Below are 19,642 nucleotides of genomic sequence, written 5' to 3'. Positions count from 1 at the left end.
GGTCGCCCCGATCCCGGCTTCGACGCTGGGTTCTCGGTGCCGTCGCCGTCCCGATGCTCTCCGGGGCCGGGTTATGGATCGCGGTGCACCGCATTCCATGGATGGGCCCGCTCGTCGCGAACGGGCTGCGTTCGGTGATCGGGGCCGAGAACGTGACGGCGCTCGAGGAGACCGCCTACACCCTGGAGGATCGCGTCCACCAGCTCTGGCGCAAGGACGAGCCGCCGAAGACGTACTGGGAGGTGCCCGAGCAGCCGGGCCCTGCCGCGACCGCCTCGCCGCCTTCGGCCGCGACGCCGAGCCCGGCCGCGGGGGACACCGGCGCGGCGGCGTTCCGGCCGACGGACGTCGGCCCCTCGCACGCGGCCTGGTCGGCTCCCGGCGACGGGCGGTGGGTGCCCATCGCGGATCACGCCCATCCGAGCGACGCGCCGCGCCTCCACAAGACGCTGCTCCACCCGGATCCGAACCGCTCCTGGGCGGAGCTGTTCATCGTGGCGGTGGATCTCGCGCGGGTCGATGTGCACCTCATGGCCGGCTCCCGCGAGCCGGCGGCGACGACCGAGGAGGGCAAGCCCTACGAGCGGCCCGCGAAGATCCCCGAGGCGGACCACGGGCGGCTGCTCGCGGCGTTCAACGGCGGCTTCATGACCGAGCACGGCCAGTGGGGGATGCGGCTCGACGGCGTGACGCTGGTGCGCCCCCGGGACCAGGGCTGCACGCTCGCGCGGCGCCGCGACGGGCGGCTGCAGATCGCGCCATGGACCAGGCTTTCGGCGGGAGAGAGCGACATGCAGTGGTGGCGGCAGACGCCGAGCTGCATGGTCGACGAGGGCGAGCTGCACCCGCTGCTCCGCGCGCCGCAGGTCCGCAACTGGGGCGCCACGCTGGACGGCAACACGGTGATCCGCCGCTCCGCGGTCGGGCTCGACCGCGACGGCAAGGTCCTCTACGTCGGGATCAGCAATCACACGACGGCGCCCGCCATCGCGCTCGGGATGCAGCACGCCGGCGCCTCGGCGGTGGCGCAGCTCGACGTGAACTGGTCGTACCCGAAGTTCCTCCTCTACGAGCCGGGTGAGGGCGGCGCCCTCGCGCCGGTCGCGCTGGCGAGCGGCTTCGAGTTCTCGGAAGACGAGTACATCCGCAAGCGCTCCCTGCGCGATTTCTTCTACCTGACCCGCAAGAGCCCGGCGCCCTCGACCGCGACCCCGTGACCTCGTGATGCCTCGCGGCGGCCGGCGGTCCCCTCCGGACCGGGGCTCGCGCCCGCGCGTACAGGCTCGGGTCGAGCATTTTTTTGCCACACGGGCGAGCCCGTCGAGCCGCATTGCATCGAGCGAGCGCCTTTTGCCACGGGACAACGACTTTCACGCATCGCGACGCATTGCGATCAGCCCACCTCAATTTCCAACCATATTTCACCAAGACTGCTGGTATCCGCGATTGACAGCGCGAGGGAGCTCGATAGGTAAACGACACCTCACGGCGGAACACCATGCGTTTCTATGCAGACCTCCATGTGCACTCGAAGTACTCCCGCGCGACGAGCGGCGATTGCGATCTCGCGCATCTGAGCTACTGGGCTCAGCGCAAGGGCATCGCGGTGCTGGGCACGGGGGACTTCACCCATCCAGCGTGGATGGCCGAGCTCCGCGAGCACCTCGCGCCGGCCGAGCCCGGGCTCTTCCGCCTCCGGGACGATCTCAGCCGCGCGGTCTCGGAGCGGCTCCCCGGGGCCTGCCGCGGAGCGACGCGCTTCGTCCTCTCCGTGGAGATCTCGACGATCTACAAGAAGGGAGATCGGACGCGGAAGATCCATCACCTCCTCTACGCGCCCAGCTTCGACGCGGCGGAGCGCATCGTCCGCGCGCTCGCCAAGATAGGCAACCTGACCGCCGACGGGCGGCCCATCCTCGGGCTCGATTCGCGCCACCTGCTCGAGATCGTGCTGGAGGCCGGCGAGGGCTCCTACCTCGTGCCGGCGCACATCTGGACTCCCTGGTTCTCGGTGCTGGGCTCCAGGGCGGGCTTCGACGCGGTCGAGGAGTGTTATGGCGATCTCGCGCCGCACATCTTCGCGCTCGAGACCGGGCTCTCGTCCGATCCTGCGATGAACTGGCGGATCTCCGGGCTCGATCGGTACCGGCTCGTCTCGAGCTCGGACGCGCACTCGCCCGCGAAGCTCGGGCGCGAGGCCACGGCCTTCGACGCCCCGCTCGACTACTTCGCGATCCGGCGCGCCCTGGAGACCGGTCAGGGCTTCGGGGGCACGGTGGAGTTCTTCCCGGAAGAGGGCAAATACCACCTCGACGGCCACCGCAAGTGCAATGTCGTGCTCTCGCCGGCGGAGGCGCGGGCGCTCGCCCTCGCCTGCCCCGTGTGCGGGCACCCGGTCACGGTGGGCGTGCTGCACCGGGTCGAGGAGCTCGCCGATCGCGACGAGGGCGTGCGCCCCGAGGGCGCGAGCGAGTTCCGCAACCTGGTGCCGCTGCCCGAGGTGCTGGCCGAGCTCCACGGCGTCGGCGCCTCCAGCAAGGTGGTGCAGCGGAGCTACGACGGGGTGCTGTCGCGCGTCGGCCCCGAGCTGTTCCTCCTCGGCGACGCCCCGCTCGACGAGATCGAGCGCGCCGGGACGCCCCTGCTCGCCGAGGCGATCGCGCGGATGCGCGAAGGGCGCGTGATCCGCGACGCAGGCTACGACGGCGAGTACGGCGCGATCCGGGTCTTCCAGCCGGAGGAGCTCGCGCAGCGCCGCGGGGGCGGGCTCCTCTTCCAGCCGGAGGCCGCGGCGCCGCGGCCTCCTCCCGCGGGGGCGCGCGCTCCCGCGGCGTCACGCCCCCCTCCGCGCCGCGGCCGGGCCGACGCGGCGCCTCGCCCGGCGCCGGCCGGCGAGGTGTCCCGCGGCGCGCCGCCCGCGCCGGGCGGCGCAGCGCCGCTCGACGCGCTCGACCCGGAGCAGCGGGCGGCGGCGGAGATCACGGACGGCGCGCTGCTCCTCCTCGCGGGGCCAGGCACGGGCAAGACCCGCACGCTCACGCACCGGATCGCGCACCTCGTCCTCGATCTCGGGGTGCCGCCGGAGCAGTGCCTCGCGATCACCTTCACCCGCCGCGCCGCCGACGAGCTGCGGGAGCGGCTCGGCGCGCTGCTCGGCGAGGCCGGCGGCCGCGTCCCCGCCATGACCTTCCACGCGCTCGGCCTCTCGCTGCTCCGCGAGCACGCGCAGGGCGCGGGGGCCGCGCCGCCCGCGATCGCCGGCGAGCGCGAGCGGACGGCGCTGCTCGCCGCGGCGCTCGGCGTCCCGGAGCGGCGGGCGGCCAGGTTGCTCGCCGACATCGCCGCGCTGAAGCGGCGCTGCCCGCGCCACGCCGACGCGCACGGGTCGCCGGCCGCGGGCGGCGAGATCGACCGCCACGTCGACCGCGCGTGGAAGGTGTACGAGGACGAGCTCGCCGCGCGCGGGCTCCTCGACCTCGACGACCTGATCGGGCACGCCGTCCTGCTCCTGGAGCAGCAGAGCGGAGCGCTCGCCGCGGCGCGCGGGCGGGCCCGGTATCTCTCCATCGACGAGTACCAGGACATCGATGAGCGCCAGTACCGGCTGGTGCGCGCGCTCGTCGCTCCCGGCGGGAACGTCTGCGCCATCGGCGATCCCGATCAGGCGATCTACGGATTCCGCGGCGCGGACGTGGGCTTCTTCTTCCGTTTCCAGCAAGATTTCCCGGCGGCGCGCGTGGTGCGCTTGAAGCGGAACTACCGCTCGTCGCGCCCCATCGTCGAGGCGGCGCTCCAGGTGATCGCGCCCTCACCGACGCTCGGCGCGCGGGAGCTCCTGCCGAGCGCGGGCGGCGTGGAGCTCGTGGCGGTCCACGAGTCGCCGACGGAGGCCGCCGAAGCCGAGCGCGTGGTCCACACGATCGAGCGGATGCTCGGCGGGTCCACGTTCTTCTCGATGGATAGCGGGCGGGTGAGCGATCCTGCCGGGAGCGGCGAGGTTTCCTTCTCGGATTTCGCGGTGCTCTACCGGACCGAGGCGCAGTCCGAGCGGCTCCGGGAGGCGTTCGCCCGCTCGGGGATGCCGTTCCAGCGGCGGTCGGATCGCCGCGTCGCCGAGCGCGCGGGCTCGGAGGCGCTCGCGCGGGCGCTCGCTGGCACACCGCCGGGGCCGCTCACGGCGCGCCTGAAGGCGGCCGCGGCGCGCCTCCGCGAGGAGGTGGCGCAGCCCGGGCTCGCCGGCGCTCCGCCCGCGGCGGGCGCGGCCGAGGAGGGCGGGGCGAGCGCGGCGTGTCTGCGCGAGGCCGACGTGGACGCCGCGCTGGAGCTGCACCTCGCGCTCGCGGAGCGCTGCGGCGGCGACGTCGATCGCTTCTCGATCGAGCTCGCTGTGTGCTCCGAGATCGACGCGTGGGATCCGCGGGCCGACCGCATCTCGCTGCTGACGCTGCACGCGGCCAAGGGGCTCGAGTTCCGGGTGGTCTTCCTCGTGGGGTGCGAGGACGGCCTGCTCCCGCTCCGGTTCCCCGGCAGGGACGAGACGGACGTCGCCGAGGAGCGCCGGCTCTTTTATGTGGGCATGACGCGGGCGCGAGAGCGGTTGTTCCTGACCCGCGCCATGCAGCGCGCGCGGCACGGCAAGGTGGTTGAGACCGAGGTGTCGCCGTTCGTACGCGAGGTGGAGGAGCGCCTGCTCCTGCGGGTCGGCCCGTCGCCCGAGGCGCAGAGGGGCTCACGCGCCGGGGCCGATCGTCAGATGAAGCTTTTTTAGCGGGGCGCGCCGCCGAGCCGCTTCTGGGCCGCGCACGCCGCCTTGTCCTGCGTCCGAACGCACTGGTCTGCGTAGAAGGTCCGGGCCCGATCCTTGTCCTTGCGCTCCAGGAGCGGGCCGAACGCGTCACACGCCTTCTTCTCGCCCCACTGCGTACACGCCTTCTCGTAGAGCGAGTAGGCCCGCTCCGGATCGGCGGTCACGCCCTCGCCGCGCTGCCAGATCTCGGCGGCCCGCACGCAGCCGCCGGTGCCACACACCTTCTCGTAGAGCGCCGCTGCGCGCGGCATGTCCTTCGGAATGCCGCTCCCCTTCTCGTACATCCCGGCGAGGCTCAAGCACGCCTCGGCCCCGAACCCCTTCTCCGGACAGCCCTTCTCGAAGAACGAATACGCCTTCGCGACGTCCTTCGGAACGCCGTCGCCCTGCGCGTAGACCGAGCCGGCGGCGTTGCAGGCGTGCATGTCCCCCAGGCTGCAACCGTGGCTGTACGCCGCGATCGCCTTCACCCCGTCCTTCGGCGCCCCCTGCCCCTTGCGCAGGATGTCGCCGAGATCGACGCAGTCCTCGGACTGGCCGCCCTGGCACGCGCGCTGGAGCACGCCCACGGCGACCCCCACGTCCTTCGCCGCGAGCTTCCCCTCGACCAGCATCTTGCCCAGCGCGCTGCAGCTCGGCCCGTGCCCGAGATCGCAGCCGCGCCGGAGGAACGCGACCGCGCGCGTCGGGTCCTTCGGGAGGACCGCCTGCGGGCCCTCGCTGAGGTACCACTCGGCCACGCTGAAGCACGCCCAAGCGTCGCCCATCTCGCACGCCTTGTCGGCGAACTCGCGCACCTTGGCCCGCCCCGCGGCGTCCGGGGGGACCTTGGCGCTCTTCATGTCGCGCAGGAGCTGCTTCGCCCTCGCGTAGCAAGCCTGCGTGACGCCGGCGCCGCACGCCTTCTCGAACAGCTCCGCCGCCCTCGCGTCATCGCGCGGAAAATCCTTGCCGCCCAGGTAGTGAATCCCGAGGTGATAGCAGCTGCCGACATCGCCCTTCCCGCACTCCGCCGCGCAGGCTCGGGCGTCGGTGGGCTCGCACAGGTGCGCGGGCGCGAGCGCAGGCGGGGAGCACTTCGCCCCGTTCGGCACCGTCCCGAGCGGGCACAGGCTCGACAGCTTCGGGAACTCGTCTTCCGCCTGCTTCACCGGAGCCTCGGCCGCCGCCGCCCTCTTCGTGAGCAGCGGGACGAGCTCGAGGCGCAGCGGCGCATGGCAGCGCTCCGTCGGCGCCTGCGCGTCGGGCTTCGCGGCCCGGCAGGCGTCGAGCTCCCCTTCCTTGCTCGTGGTGCCGCCCTGGCTCGCCGTCGCGGCCGCCCCGACCGCCCCGAAGACCTGATCCACCGTCCGCGCCGTGCCCCGGCTGCCTGGCGCCATCGCGAAGGCCCCGAGGAGCGCGGCGCGCACGAAATGCGTCGCGCCCTCGCAGCTGCCCGAGAGATCCTGCGCGGAGGAGGAGGCCACCGTGGTCGCCATCTTCCCCGTCGGCACGAGCGCCACGTCGATCGCGGCCGAGCCGCCGCCCTCGATCGCGGTGCTCAGCGCCGGGGCTCCGAAGGGGACGTTCGCCTGCATCTCTGCAGGGTTTGTTAATTGTATTACTTTTTCTGCCCGGGTCACGCCGGCGAAGGAGTAGCTCCCTGGGAGCTTGCACTGCGTGAGGAGCTTCAGCGTCGTGCAGTCGTAGGAGACGACGGCGATGCCGTCTTTCATCGCGAGCCCGAGATCGGAGCGGCGTGTCGTGAGCCAGTCGACGATGAGCGGCTCCGCGTGGCCGATGGCCGGACACCCGCCGCTGGTCGTGCTGGCGGTGCTCTCCGGCGAGGCAGTGGGCCGGGGAGGATGCACGACCACCTCGGGTTCCAGGCCCGGCCCACAGGCCATCGCTCCGAGCGAGAGCCCAACCACGCACAAATCGAACGCGCGCTTCATCGAGCCGACAGAACCATGAGCCATGGGGTCTGGTCAATACGGCGAGCGCGACCGCACGCGGCATACGACCGGCCGCGCGCCCGCGCTACGATCCTGGCATGGACGCCGCCCCCGCCCCGCAACGGCCGCTCGTCGCGATCCGCTATTGCCCGAAGTGCCGCTGGCTCACGCGCGCGGCCTGGCTCGCTCAGGAGCTGCTGATCACCTTCCCCGATGAGATCGACGTGCTCCTGTCGCCGGGCGAGAGCGGCACCTTCGACATCACGCTCGACGGCGCGCCGCTCTTCTCGCGCGCCGTCGAAGGGCGCTTCCCCGAGCCCAAGGAGCTCAAGCAGGCGATCCGCGATCGCGTCGCCCCGGAGCGCCCTCTCGGCCACTCCGATCGATGAGGCGCGCCCCCGCCGCTGCACCATGCAGCGCAGAGCGGCGGTCTAGATGTCGAAGTCGAGGATGCTGTCCAGATCGGAGCCGCTGACGGCGGGCGTGCCATGGGGCGGCGACGCGACGCGCAGCCTCGGGGCCTCGAGCGCGACGCGCTGGCCACCGGCGACGCTCTTCGTGAGGAACACCGAGCCGCCCACCACGCTCCCCTGCCCCAGCACCGTCTTGCCGCCGAGGACCGTGGCGTTCGCGTAGATGGTGACGTTGTCCTCCACGGTGGGGTGGCGCTTCAGGCCGCGCGCGCCCCGCGAGTGCTGCGGCAGGGACAGGGCGCCGAGCGTCACGCCCTGGTAGAGCTTGACGTGCTCGCCGATGTCGGTCGTCTCGCCGATCACCACGCCGGTGGCATGATCGATGAAGAAGCTGTCACCGATGTTGGCGCCCGGGTGGATGTCGGCGCCCGTCCTCGTGTGCGCCCACTCGCTCATGATCCGGGGCATGAGCGGCACGCCGAGGAGGTACAGCTCGTGCGCGACCCGGTGCACCGTCACGGCGAGGAGGCCTGGATAGGCCAGGATGATCTCGTCCATCGAGGCCGCCGCGGGATCGCCGTCGTAGGCCGCCTGCACGTCGAGCAGGAGGCGCCGCCGGACCTCCGGCAGCCGGGCGATGAACAGCCGCGCCACGTCGCGCCCCCGCTGCCGGCACCTCGGGACGTCGAGGCGGCCCGCGTCGACGGTCTCGTCCTGGAAGCACAGACAGCGCTCGATCTGTCGCTCCAGCTTGTCGCGCAGCGTCGAGACCAGGGTGCCCACGTGGTAGAGCAGGTCCTCGTCCGACAGGTCCTGCCGCCCGTGATAGCCCGGGTAGAAGATCTGGAGCAGGAGATCGATGATCTCGGTGATCTCCTGGCGCGACGGGGTGAAGCGCTTGTTGATGTGATGCCCGCGCGCATCCGCCCGGTAGCTCGCGATCAGCGCGTCGACGATGCCGTGCAGGTCGGCGGGCGCCTCGGAGGGGGCAGCATCACACTTCTTGCTCACGTCGACCTCACGAGGCCTTCATGGCCTCGACCTCGGAGAACATTCCTTCGAAGAGGGGCCCAGAGAGGTACCGCTCGCCGGCGTCCGGGAGGATGACCACGATGGTCTTTCCTTCCCACTTGGCATCCTTCGCGAGCCGGCTCGCCGCGACCATGGCCGCGCCGCAGGAGACGCCGCAGAGGATACCCTCCTCGGACGCGAGCCGCCGCGACATGGCGATGGACTCGTCGTTCGAGACCGCCTCGACCTGGTCCACGAAGGAGAGGTCGAGGTTCTTCGGGACGAAGCCGGCGCCGATGCCCTGGATCTTGTGCGGGGACGGGGTGAGCGGCTGGCCGGCGAGCGTCTGCGCGATGACCGGCGAGTGGACCGGCTCCACCGCGACGGAGTGGAGGGCGCGGCCGCGGCCGCGCTCGAAGTAGCGGCTGACGCCGGTGATCGTGCCGCCGGTGCCCACGCCCGAGACGAGGACGTCGACGTTGCCGCCGGTGTCCTCCCAGATCTCGGGGCCGGTGGTGGTCTCGTGGATCGCGGGGTTCGCCGGGTTCTCGAACTGCCGCATCAGCACGTACCGTCCGGGGTCGGAGGCGGCCAGCTCCTCGGCCTTGGCGATGGCGCCGTTCATCCCCTTGGGGCCCGGCGTCAGGAGCAGCTTGGCCCCGAGGGCGATGAGCACCTTGCGCCGCTCCATGCTCATCGTCTCGGGCATGCTGAGCACGCACTCGATGCCCCTCGAGGCGGCGGCGAAGGCCAGCGCGATGCCGGTGTTGCCGCTGGTCGCCTCGACGATCGCCTTGCCAGGGCCGAGCACGCCCCGCTGCTCGGCGTCCCAGACCATGGCCGCGCCGATGCGGCACTTGACCGAGTACGCCGGGTTGCGCCCCTCGATCTTCGCCAGCACCGTCGCGCGCGCGCCGTCGATCACGCGGCGGATGCGCACGAGCGGCGTGCGGCCGATGCTCTGGGTGTTGTCGTCGTAGACGCGGGGGTAGCTGGTCATGGGGGGCCCGTGCAGGTGAGTGGGGAGGAAAGAGGAGATCCAGAGGCGCCCCGCGCTGTCAAGGTTCACGTGCGCCGCGCCCCGGGCGCGCCGCATTTCCAGCGCGCAGCGCGGCGTCGTCCGTCGGCGACGTCCGGCGCGTCAGCTCGCCCGGCGGGCGCGCGCCGCGCTCAGCGCGCCCCCTCGTCGGTGAACCGTTGGACGTGCAACGGTCGACGCGCGCGGGCCGGCGAGACACCCCGGCGCATGGAGGTCAGTCGGACCATGAGCGAGCGGTGCGGTCGTACGGTCGATGGCGCGAAGTCGATTACGCGCTCTGCGCGCAGCGCAGGAGCCAACCAGAATCCCGGAACCACGGGGCTGCGCGCGCAAGCAAGGTGCTTCCCTGGGCGCTTCCCTGGTCAAACAATGAACCACCATGGGACTACGTCGGACCAGGTCCACTTCCTTGACGCATGCGCATGCGAACCTATCATGTAGAATTTTAGCGCTTGCCATGAGTGGCATAGGCCTCGCATCATCGCTGACATGTTCCCCGGTGAGCCCCCTTGCGCGGAGGTCCAACTGCCCCATGACGAGGATGAGCCCACTTTAATTTTCCGTCGTCCGCCGGCGTCGATTGGGGGCATGGCGATGCCGTTCGAATCGCCGGCTCCGGTCATGGCATCTCCGACGCGGCGTTCCACGTCGCGCTTGATCGCCTTGAGCGCGGGTGCCGGCCTGGGCTTCGCGGCGGTGGTGGGCGGGCTCGTCTCGATGCAGCTCGGCGCGGCGGGCTTCGATCTCCGCGCGGGCTCGGCGCTCCAGCCGGCCGCGGCCGCCGCGGCCATCCTGCGGTCGACGAGGGGGGCGGCGCGGGTCGAGGCGAAGGCCGGAGCGGCCGCGCCGCTCCATGCGACGCCAGCGACGGCGGCGCCGGCCCTCGCCCCCGCGGATCGCGCCGACGCGACGCTCGATCGAACGGCGGTCATCCCCATCCCTGACGGGATCATCACCATCCCTGCGTCGTTCGCCTCGGCCGATGGCGCGTACGATCTGGTGATCCACTTCCACGGGGTCAACGATGTCGTGCAGGCGGGCTTCGATCGCGCCCGGGTCAACGCGGTCGTGATGATCATCAATCTGGGCATCAGCTCTGGCGCGTACGAGACCCAGTTCTCGATCCGCTCCTATCTCCCGGCGTTGATGGCGAAGGCGCAGGCGGCGCTCGAGGCCCGTGGGCTGCGCGGCGCCCGGCTCCGGCGCGTCGCGCTCACGGCGTTCAGCGCCGGGTATGGCGCGGTTCGCGGGCTCCTGAACCAGCCGGGGTTCACCGACAAGGTGGACGCCGTGCTCCTCCTGGACGGCATCCATACCGGCTACATGCCGCTCGACCACAGCCTGGACATGGAGCGCCTCAAGCCGTTCAGCCGCTTCGCCGAGCTGGCGGCCGCCGGCAAGAAGATGATGTCGATCACCCATTCGGAGATCACCCCGAACGGCGATTACGCCGGTACTCACGAGAGCACGGACGCGCTCCTCAAGCTCACGGGCGCGCAGCGCTCCCCGGGCGCGGGCGCGGACGAGCAGGCGATCTACGACCTGACCGGAGAGGCGAGCGAGGCGAAGCTCCGGTTCGCGCCCCTGTCCGAGGCGCACAGGGGCGCGTTCCATGTCCGCGGCTATGCGGGCACCCAGAAGCCAGATCACGTGAGGCACCTCACCCGCATGGCGGAGACCGCGCTGCCTGATCTGGTGCGCCACTGGAGCGAGCCGCCCGCGCAATGATGGGTCGCGCGTCGGGGGCGCGCAGCCATCGGCACGGAGAAGCGTATTACGGAGATCGCGGCGTCTTCATTTGAGAATTCGTCGCGGTGCGGCCTTGCGAGGCTAGAGTGCGAGTGCCGGTGAGAAAGCCGGTCAGCGGATCTCGCTGATCTGCGATTGGCTCTGGCTCCTGCGATCGTCCTCTGCTACCGCGCAGCGCGATGGGTCAACCGGACCTGTTCGCCAAACGAACGTTCGCCGAAGAGACGGAGCGCCTCACTGGAGGCGCCATCACCTGGCAGGATCCACCGGAGATCCGGCTCGAGAAGGTGCAGTGCGATGGCCTGCTCCTGATCCACCGCCCGGCGCTCCTGGTGGAGCTGGCAGCGCCTTGGCCCGAGGCGCGTGGCCACGAGGAGGTGATGGTCGAGCTGAAGCTCGCCGGGGATCACGTGGACCGGAAGGCGATAGAGCGGGCCCTCTTGCGGCGGCAGGCGAGGCAATTGCAGCGGGTCGAGCAGGGGGAAGAGGCGCCGCCCTGGGTGGGCCACGAGCCGCTCTGGCTGGTCGCTCCTCACGTCCCGGAGTGGCTGCAACGGGTGTACGCGCCCACGCGCTTCGCGCCCGGCTGCTACCGCGTGGAGCCGCTCGGGCGCTGGGTGCTGTGGGTTGCAGCGAACGAGCTCCCCCTGCGTGACGAGCTGATCGCTTTCCTGGTCGCCCGTTCCGGGCGAGCCCTGGACGAGTTCGGCCGGTGGGTAGCTGGACGCCGGCCCATCGAGTGGGTGCTGGCCATGCTAGAGTACCTGGCGATGTCAGCGACGACCCGAGAGGAGCTCCTGTGGAGGTTCGGCAAGGCCGAGGACCCGGAGGTGGAGGCCCGGCGACAGCGCATCCTCGAGGTGCTGCTCGAAGCGAGCCCGCAGGTCCAGGAGCGGCTCATCGAGAAGGGCATCGAGAAGGGCATCGAGAAGGGCATCGGCAAGGGACGTCTGGCCGAGGCCCGCGCTGCCCTGCGACGTGTGCTCGCTCGCCGGCAGCTCGCGCTGAGCCCGTTGGACGACGCTCGCATCGAGGCGTGCGTCGAGCTGGCGACCCTGGAGCGGTGGCACGACCAGGCCATCACCGCGACGAGCGTCTCCGAGGCACTGCAGTAGCTCGGTCCGGCACCGGGCGGACCCCTGTCGCTCGCCCCTCACGGCAGCGCTTGACCCGTTCACGCCGTCCGGAACGACCATCCGACGAACACTGCGGCGGCAACGCGCAGCACCATCGTTGCAGCATCCTTTCTATCGTCGACTTCCTCGAGTCCGTCCTTCCTTGATCTAAACCACCCGCGCGGTCCTGCGCGCCTGTTCATTCCAGGCGCCGTGGCTGGCAGGCGTGGAAACTCGGATGTTGCGCGGGCGCCTGTGCGCCAGGATCCGAGGAGCTCCGCTGCGCAGAGCCGCGGCTGATGCGCCAGGGGGAGGACACGTGCGTGGCAGATCGCCGCATTCTGAGGCGCGCATGTCGAGCTCAGCCGGCCGCGCCATGGTCTGGGAGCTGGAAACCACCGGCAGGCGACGATGCCATTGCGGTATCGGAATTGCTTTTTCCACCAAAAGAGACGGTGGCATGATGATGGCCGGACAAAGACAGGCACAAGGCGCGGCGAGGCGGACTCAAGCGGTGCGACCAGCAACCCTGACCGCCCGTCGCAAACGCGGGGTGACGGCGGCCGACGTGGACAGCCAGCGCTCGCCCGCGGCGACGGGAGAGGCGAACACCACCGCAGCGACCCCGCGCCCGACGCTGACCTACGCGGATGCGCTCGAGGGCGCCCGGAAAGGGCCGTTCCCGGGCGAGATCGAGCCCCAGCTCGCGACGCTCGTCACCGGGCCACCCCCGGGCGAGGGGTGGCTCTACGAGGTCAAGCTCGATGGCTATCGCATGCTCGCGAAGCTCCGCGGGGGGCGCGTGACGCTCCTGACCCGCCGCGGCCAGGACTGGACCGAGCGGTTCGCGGGCGTGCGCGACGACCTCGCCCAGCTGCCTGCGCGGGAGGCCGTGCTGGACGGCGAGATCGTCGTCGTGAGGCCGGACGGCGTGACCGACTTCCAGGCGCTCCAGAACGCGCTCAGCGACGGCAATGGCAGGCGCGAGGGGCGCCTGATGTACTTCGTCTTCGATCTGCTCTACCTCGACGGCCGCGATCTCCGCGCGTGCACTCAGGTCACGCGCAAGCGGGCGCTCGAGGCGCTGCTCGCGGAAGCGCCCGAGGAAGGGCACCTGCGCTACACGGAGCATGTCGCGGAGGACGGCTCCGCCGTCGTCCAGCACGCGTGCGAGCTCGGGATCGAGGGCGTCATCGCGAAGCGCCCGGAGGCTCCCTACCGGAGCGGGCGCGGCGACAGCTGGCTCAAGGTGAAGTGCGGCCGGCGCCAGGAGTTCGTGATCGTCGGCTTCACCGAGCCGTCCGGCGCCAGGAAAGGGCTGGGGGCGATCCTCGTCGGCGTGAACAGATCAGGCAAGCTCGCCTACGCCGGCAAGGTGGGCACCGGCTTCACGAGCAAGACGCTGACGACCCTGCGCAGCCGCCTCGACTCGATCGTACGCGCCACGCCGGCCTGTTCAGGGGCGCCGCGCATGCGGGGCGCGCGCTGGATCGAGCCCAGGCTCGTCGCGGAGGTCCGCTTTTCCGAGTGGACGCGCGACGGACGGCTGCGACACCCCTCCTTCGAAGGGCTCCGCGAGGACCGCACCCCGGAGTCGGTCACCGTCGAGCGCGAACAGCCGCCGCCGCGATCGCCGCCCGGCGAGGCAGCGGGCGCGGCGCCAGGCAGCGCGGCCGGCGCCCCGCCGAGGAGGACAGCGAGCACGACGGGGAGCAAGGCCCCGCGCGGGGGCCGGAGCAGCGGCGGCGCGGGGCGGGTCGAAGTCGCCGGGGTATCGCTGACGAACCCCGACAAGGTGCTTTATCCCTCGCAGGGGATCACGAAGCTCGCGCTGGCCCGGTATTACGAGCAGATCGCCGACCACATGCTGACCCACGCCGAGAAGCGGCTGCTCACGCTGGTCCGCTGCCCCGCAGGCCAGGGCAAGCCATGCTTCTTTCAAAGGCACGAGGCCGAGGGGCTGTCCGAGGCGATCCAGCGGATGGCCGTCGAGGAGGACGGCGGCGAGCGCACCTATCTTTATATCGAGACCACCGAAGGGCTCGTGTCGCTCGTCCAGATGGGGGCGCTCGAGCTGCACCTCTGGGGGAGCCGCGTGGACCGGATCGAGCAGCCCGACAGGATGGTGTTCGACCTCGATCCAGCGCCGGATCTCCCGTGGGAGCGCGTGGCGGACGCGGCGAGGACGGCGCGGCGCCTCCTTTCGTCGCTGGGGCTACAAAGCTTCGTCAAGACGACCGGCGGCAAAGGCCTGCACGTCGTGGCCCCGATAGCGCCACGCAGGGGCTGGGATGAGGTGAAGGCGTTCACGAAGGCCGTGGCCGACGCGCTCGTGCGCTCCGATCCGGCGCGGTACACCGCGACGATGTCGAAGGCGAAGCGCGCCGGCAAGGTCTTCATCGACTACCTGCGGAACGGGCGCGGCGCCACCGCGGTGGCGCCCTACTCGACGCGGGCGCGCCCCGGCGCGGCCGTCGCGACCCCGCTCTCGTGGGACGAGCTCGACGCGCCGCTCGATCCCGCCTCGTTCACCATCGACACCGTGCCGCAGCGGCTCGCCGCGATCCGGGACCCATGGGCAGAGCTCACGAGCGTGCGCCAGTCGATCACCAGCGCGATGCTGAAACAGGTCAAGCTCTGACCTTCTTCCAGACGCCCCCGACAAACTCGGGAGCCGGTGAGCTCACCGAAGAAGAACGACACCAGCGACACCGGGAATGGTTCTCACTGACGTTCCGTTCAGCATGGTCGTAATGACGCAGAAGGGCGGGGTGCGCTTGGTTGACGGCGCTGGGCGCGCGCTGCATCGTCCCCTGGGTCGGCCATGGCGAATAAAGATCGGGACTCCAGCGCCCTTTCGGAAATTGCAGAGCGACTCCACCAGTTCGACGGTGAGCCGCTGCGGGTCGAGTTCCTGACGCGCGGCATCGACGCGCTCACCCAGGTCGCGGAGCGGCTCGATCAGAGCGAGCTTGGCGAGGTGGTCGCGTCGCCCAGCAACGCGGACGCCCTGGTGACAGCGCTCACGCAGCCGAGCGCCGTCGGCCTCTTTTCCGCCGCGGATCCGCTCACGCCGGCCCGCCTCCGCGGCCTGCAGGCGAGGGACGCGCTCCTCGCGGCCGAAGGGGGCACGCTCACCGCCGAGGAGGTCGGCGAGGGGCTCCACCTCCCGCCCCGGGCGATCGAAGCGCAGCGCGCCGCCGGAAGGCTGCTGGCCGTCAGCATCGGCGCTCGTGGCCACCTCTACCCCGCATGGCAGTTCGCGGACGAGGGCCTGCTGCCGGGGATGGAAGAGATCCTGGCCCTGCTCGAAGAGCACCCCCCGCTGGCGAAGGTCCGCTTCTTCCTCTCCGGCAACCTCCGCCTCGACGGCGAGCGGCCGCTCGACTGGCTCCGCCGCGGCGAGCTGGACCCCGTGCGGCTCGCCGCGCGCACCTTCGGTGAGCAAGGCGCGGCCTGAGAGCGCGCCGCGATGACGACGACGCTCGGGGCGCATCCGGACCCGCCCCTCGACCTCGCGACGTCGCCGCTCCCCATCGCGATCTACCGGCGGAGCTGGTTCCGGATCCACTGGCTCGCGCGTGAACCGCTGCACTTCGGTCGCTCGGGCGACAACCGCTTCGACGCGCCGGACGGCGAGTTCGGCGTGCTGTACGCCGGGAAGGACGCGCGCTGCGCCTTCATCGAGGTGTTCGGCCACGCGACCGGCGTGCGCTTCGTGGAGCAGAGCGAGCTCGCCGCGCGGGGGCTCGCGCGCATCGCGCCGCGGCGGCCGCTGCGGCTCGTGAACCTCACGGGAGAGGGGCTGGCGCGCCTCGGGGCCGACGCCCGCCTGACCTCGGGGGAGTCCTATCGGGCCGCCCACCGCTGGGCGCGCGCGATCCACGACCACCCGAGGCGACCCGACGGCATCGCGTACGTCGCGCGCCACGATCCGACCCGCGTCTGCGCCGCCCTCTTCGAGCGCGTCAGCGCCGAGCTCGAGGTGACCCGGCTCGGCTCCCTCGCGGATCCGGCGAACGCGGTGCTCCTCGCCAGGCTCCTTGACACCTACAAATTCGGGCTCGTCTGAGCCTGGACGAGCGGCGCGGCGGCGCGGCGGTCGACGACGCTCCGCCGAGCGCGATGGCGGCGCAGGGCGCGCGTGCGGGCTCCGCGCGCGCGCGCGCCGGCACAACCGGTGCTTCTCCTCGAAGCAAGCGCGCCGCCGCGGCGCCGCGATGGGCGGAGATCGCGGGACGCACGGCCGAGAGGCGGGGGTCCGATGAAAATCAAGAATCTGCGGCTGGAAACAGGCTATCTCGTGGAGCCCATCCCGCTCCAGAAGGGGATTTCGGTTCATCAGATCCAGATCACCACGGTGGGCGAACAGGGGTCGTCTCGGGTCCGGATCTCGCTCGATCCCAACCGCTGCACGGTGGACAGCTTCGGCGAGGCCAAGGCGTGCACGCGGGTGGCGCCGGTCCAGATCGAGGCGGACGTGGAGCTCCTCGAGGAGTGCGACGAAAAGCAGCTGCTCGCCCTCAAGTTCGAGGGGGGCCACGGGCCAGCGGTCCGGCTCGCGCTCCTGCCCCTGTGTGGCACGGGCAAGGAGGCCATCGTCGCGCGGCTCCTGATCTTCGGGGAGACCGGGGAGATCCTGGCCATCGTGCCGATGCAAGGGTCGTCGGCCGGCTGCCTGATGGCGTGAGCGAGCCCGGCGCGGCACCGCCACGCCGGGCTCGCCGTGCGCCCTGCCGACCTCAGGGACCGGGACAGGGGCGGTACACGAGGCCGTACGCGATCCGGACCTGGACGTCGGTCGTGTCGTTGGTCAACACCCCGGAGCTCGACGGCGCAAACCGGTTCGTGACATAGAGGCTCGTCTTGATGTTGAGCGGCCGCACGGTGCCGCACTCGGACCAGACCGTGGTCGTGAAGGTGTCCGTGCGGGAGAAGTCGCTCGTGAACGGCCCGATCATGCTCCACGTGAGCGGCCCCGAGGTGAGCGGCGACCCCGAGAAATAATACGATGTCTCGTGGAGCCCCTGGACGCCCCCCTCCAGGTCGGCGAACCCCCGGTACGTGGCGTCGAAGACCGCGACTTGCCACCCCGGATCGAACCGGAGATCCACGGCCAGCTGGCAGAACGCGCGGTTCGAGGCGCGGCCGATGCCCGGGCCGGCGTGCGCCTCGAACTGGTCGAAGATGACGGTCAGCGCCTTCTGATCAGGCGAGATCACCCCCGCGGCGGAGCCGACAGGGCAGCCGCTGCCAGCATAGGTGAAGTTCGCGATCCGCGTATTCTGCGCCAGCGCAGGAAAGGCAAAGAAAAACGCCGAACAAAAGCCGAACGCCCATCGCAGGAACATCGTCCCCCCCTTTCGCCGTCAGGCGACATCACGTCGCCGTGCGTCGTCGTAGGCGCGCGCATCACCGCTGTCGCACGCCGGCCGACATGTCGTGACGAGCATGCGATCGCGGCGCGCTCCGCGCAACCCGAGCGGGGCCCCCTCGCCCGTCGCGGCGCCGCAGACTGGCCGGAATCCATCGAATGATGTGAGGCCTGTGGGGCTCACGGACATTCGGCCAGAGCCGGAGCGCAGGCGAAGCAGACGAAACGAAGGAGAGGCCTGTCACGGGGGCGCGGCGACGCGGAATACCGGGACGAGATTCACGCGCTCGTCCCAGGACGGATGGCGCTTGTAGAAGAAATCGAGGCGGGCCTTCGCGTCGTTCGCAAACGCAGGATCGCGCAGGCGCGCATTGAACTCGTTGCGCAGCGCAGGATCCGCGGCGAGCATGCTGCGCGCCTCCTCCTCGGCCACGTAGGCTTCCATGTATTCCTTGCGCTCGAAGGAGGCGTTGAAGAAGCCCCAGGCGACGAGGGAGTCGGGCGCGAGCGGCTCGAGGAGGTGCAGGACGAGGGGCGCCCGCGGCTGCGCGATGGGAACGAACAGCGAGCCGGCCGGAAGATCCTGCCGCTCCGGCCGGAAGGCGCCCTGGAGCTTCACGCGCGTCCGACCCTCGAAGGGCCGCTCGAACGTCACCGCGTCGGCCCGGAACGCCTCGACGGGAAAGCCGGGGCGAGCCTGGGGGAGGATCTGGTAACGCACGCCGTGCAGGCGCAGCTTGTCGGCCACCCAGGCCGCGTGCGCCGCCGGGATGACGTAGCCGGCCTCGGGCGCGGTGACCGTCAGGTCCGGCTGGATGCGGTCGAACAGCGGCACGCGCCAGATCTCCGGGCGGGACTCGTCGTAACGGGTCCACGTGCCGCCCGAGATCTCCGAGGCGCGCCTCTCGTAAGCGAAGCCGCGGAACGGGAAGATGCGCGAGACCGGCCCCGCGCGGTGCGTGAGGGCGAAGGGGGCGCCGGCGAGGCGCGCGCTCGCGGCGTCCGCGCGCTCGGCCGCGGCGCGGAGGGCGCCCGCGCCGGAACCGGAGGAGACGCGCTCGAAGAGCGCCGCGAGGAGGTCGTGCACCGCGCGCACGCGCTCGGCGTGGGTGGCCCAGCTGTGCGTCTCGACGAGCACGCCGATGCGGTTGCGGGCAGCGCTGTAGGACTGCGAGAAGCGCGGCGGCCCCGGCTCGGTGGAGATCCCCGACGAGGGATCGTCGTCCTCGCGGAATGCCGGGTAGAACGGGAGCGGCAGGTGACCGAGCGCCGAGAGGCGCGCCTGGAGCTCCCCCGAGAGGGCGCGCGCCACGGCGTCGAGTCCGCCGGGGTGAGGCACCGAGGGCTCCACGACCACCGCGATGTCGTGCTGGAACTTCGCGCCGTCGGTCGTGTGCAGGTCGACCTGGACCACCGGATCCCAGGCGTCGAGGAGCGCCAGCATGGCCCGCATCTCGGGCGCCTCGGCCTTCATGGTATCGCGGTTCAGGTTGAGGTTCTGCGCGGTGGCGCGGAAGCCCATCTCCTCGGGGCCGCGCTGGTTGGGCCGCTGGTTTCGACGGAACCGCTCGTGGCCGTCGACGTTGAACACCGGCACGAACACCGCCGTGGCCGCCGCGAGGGCGCCGGGCGCCAGCGCGCCGTCGAGCAGCTCGCGGAGCGCCCAGAAGCCGCCGTCCTTGCCGTCGATCTCGCCGGCGTGGATGCCGCCCTGGAACAGGATCACCGGGCGCCGCCTCGCCCGCGCCGCCGCGGGGTCGAGCGTGCCGTCGTCGGAGGCGGCGATCGCGAGCATGGGCCTGCCCTCGGGCGTCGTGCCGAAACGGACGCAGCGGGCGCGGCCCGGATAGGCCCGCTCGAAGTCGCGGCATAGCCGCTCGACCTCGGCATAACGACCCGTGCGCCGGAAGCCGGTCCGCTCGGCCTCGGTGACGAGCGAGGGCGCCTCGGGGCGCGCGGACGGCGCTGGCCCGTCGTCGGCCGGCGCGCCGCGCGCCGGGGCCTGGCGGGGCGCGAGCAGCGCGGCCAGCGCGATCCCGAGGGAGATGTGGCGGCAGCCGAGGGAAACGAGGCGGCCGGGGGCCGCGATGCAGGGGCGAGACATCGGGGGAGTCGAGCAAATTCCGTGTCGAACGGCAACGGAGCGATCCCAGGCCCCAGGCAGGCCAAGCGCGATGCCGGCCAAACGAGGCGGACGCTG

Annotated in this window: 14 protein-coding genes; 9 read left to right on the top strand and 5 right to left on the bottom strand. The window is 71.5% G+C overall.

Annotation, left to right across the window (positions count from 1 at the left end):
• Positions 1–83 precede the first annotated feature (83 nt).
• Together WMF22_RS19685 and WMF22_RS19680 are read left to right on the top strand one after the other, a co-directional pair.
• The gene (locus tag WMF22_RS19685; RefSeq protein ID WP_438036701.1) at positions 84–1,217 is read left to right on the top strand and encodes a hypothetical protein; all 1,134 of its coding nucleotides are present in this window, start codon (positions 84–86) and stop codon (positions 1,215–1,217) included.
• Positions 1,218–1,498: 281 nt separating this feature from the next.
• The gene (locus WMF22_RS19680) at positions 1,499–4,768 is read left to right on the top strand and encodes a UvrD-helicase domain-containing protein (RefSeq protein ID WP_438036700.1); all 3,270 of its coding nucleotides are present in this window, start codon (positions 1,499–1,501) and stop codon (positions 4,766–4,768) included.
• Here WMF22_RS19680 and WMF22_RS19675 read toward each other — a convergent pair.
• Positions 4,765–6,384, bottom strand: a complete 1,620-nt coding sequence (locus WMF22_RS19675) for an SEL1-like repeat protein (RefSeq protein WP_437300592.1) — start codon at positions 6,382–6,384, stop codon at positions 4,765–4,767. The genes WMF22_RS19680 and WMF22_RS19675 overlap by 4 nt on opposite strands.
• Before the next feature lie 455 nt (positions 6,385–6,839).
• Here WMF22_RS19675 and WMF22_RS19670 point away from each other — a divergent pair, with 455 nt between their 5' ends.
• Entirely contained in the window at positions 6,840–7,130 is a 291-nt protein-coding gene (locus WMF22_RS19670; protein WP_012236157.1) for a SelT/SelW/SelH family protein, read from the top strand.
• 42 nt (positions 7,131–7,172) lie between these two features.
• Here WMF22_RS19670 and WMF22_RS19665 read toward each other — a convergent pair whose 3' ends face one another.
• A complete protein-coding gene (locus tag WMF22_RS19665) occupies positions 7,173–8,165 on the bottom strand; it encodes a serine O-acetyltransferase (protein ID WP_437300591.1) in 993 nt (330 codons plus the stop codon).
• 7 nt (positions 8,166–8,172) lie between these two features.
• Complete coding sequence (cysK, locus tag WMF22_RS19660; protein WP_437300590.1) at positions 8,173–9,165, bottom strand: cysteine synthase A; 993 nt, start codon at positions 9,163–9,165, stop codon at positions 8,173–8,175.
• Positions 9,166–9,693: 528 nt separating this feature from the next.
• On the opposite strand from cysK, the gene WMF22_RS19655 reads away from it, so the two are divergent.
• The 6 genes from WMF22_RS19655 to WMF22_RS19630 all read left to right on the top strand — a co-directional run bounded on the left by WMF22_RS19655 (position 9,694) and on the right by WMF22_RS19630 (position 16,758).
• Positions 9,694–10,932, top strand: coding sequence for a hypothetical protein (locus WMF22_RS19655; RefSeq protein ID WP_438036699.1), 1,239 nt, complete (start codon positions 9,694–9,696; stop codon positions 10,930–10,932).
• Positions 10,933–11,132: 200 nt separating this feature from the next.
• A complete protein-coding gene (locus tag WMF22_RS19650; RefSeq protein WP_437300588.1) occupies positions 11,133–12,068 on the top strand; it encodes a hypothetical protein in 936 nt (311 codons plus the stop codon).
• A gap of 553 nt (positions 12,069–12,621) precedes the next feature.
• Complete coding sequence (gene ligD / locus WMF22_RS19645; protein ID WP_438036698.1) at positions 12,622–14,709, top strand: DNA ligase D; 2,088 nt, start codon at positions 12,622–12,624, stop codon at positions 14,707–14,709.
• Between the two features lie 183 nt (positions 14,710–14,892).
• Complete coding sequence (locus tag WMF22_RS19640) at positions 14,893–15,528, top strand: hypothetical protein (protein ID WP_437300586.1); 636 nt, start codon at positions 14,893–14,895, stop codon at positions 15,526–15,528.
• A 12-nt stretch (positions 15,529–15,540) separates the two neighbouring features.
• Positions 15,541–16,140, top strand: coding sequence for an RES family NAD+ phosphorylase (locus WMF22_RS19635; RefSeq protein ID WP_437300585.1), 600 nt, complete (start codon positions 15,541–15,543; stop codon positions 16,138–16,140).
• Between the two features lie 192 nt (positions 16,141–16,332).
• Positions 16,333–16,758 (top strand): hypothetical protein, encoded by a 426-nt coding sequence (locus WMF22_RS19630; RefSeq protein WP_438036697.1) that lies wholly within the window; start codon positions 16,333–16,335, stop codon positions 16,756–16,758.
• Between the two features lie 52 nt (positions 16,759–16,810).
• Here the strand turns inward: WMF22_RS19630 and WMF22_RS19625 are convergent, their stop codons facing one another.
• Together WMF22_RS19625 and WMF22_RS19620 are read right to left on the bottom strand one after the other, a co-directional pair.
• A complete protein-coding gene (locus WMF22_RS19625) occupies positions 16,811–17,419 on the bottom strand; it encodes a DUF4360 domain-containing protein (RefSeq protein ID WP_437300583.1) in 609 nt (202 codons plus the stop codon).
• A 264-nt stretch (positions 17,420–17,683) separates the two neighbouring features.
• Positions 17,684–19,546 carry a M14 family zinc carboxypeptidase gene (locus WMF22_RS19620; protein WP_438036696.1) on the bottom strand — a complete coding sequence of 621 codons (1,863 nt, stop codon included), beginning with the start codon at positions 19,544–19,546 and terminating at the stop codon, positions 17,684–17,686.
• Between the last annotated feature and the right edge of the window lie 96 nt (positions 19,547–19,642).

The organism is Sorangium sp. So ce204 (assembly GCF_051526795.1).
Classification (GTDB): Bacteria; Myxococcota_A; Polyangia; order Polyangiales; family Polyangiaceae; genus Sorangium; species Sorangium cellulosum_B.
Note: the sequence above shows the minus strand (reverse complement) of the source record. Positions and strands in the feature narration are given on the sequence as shown.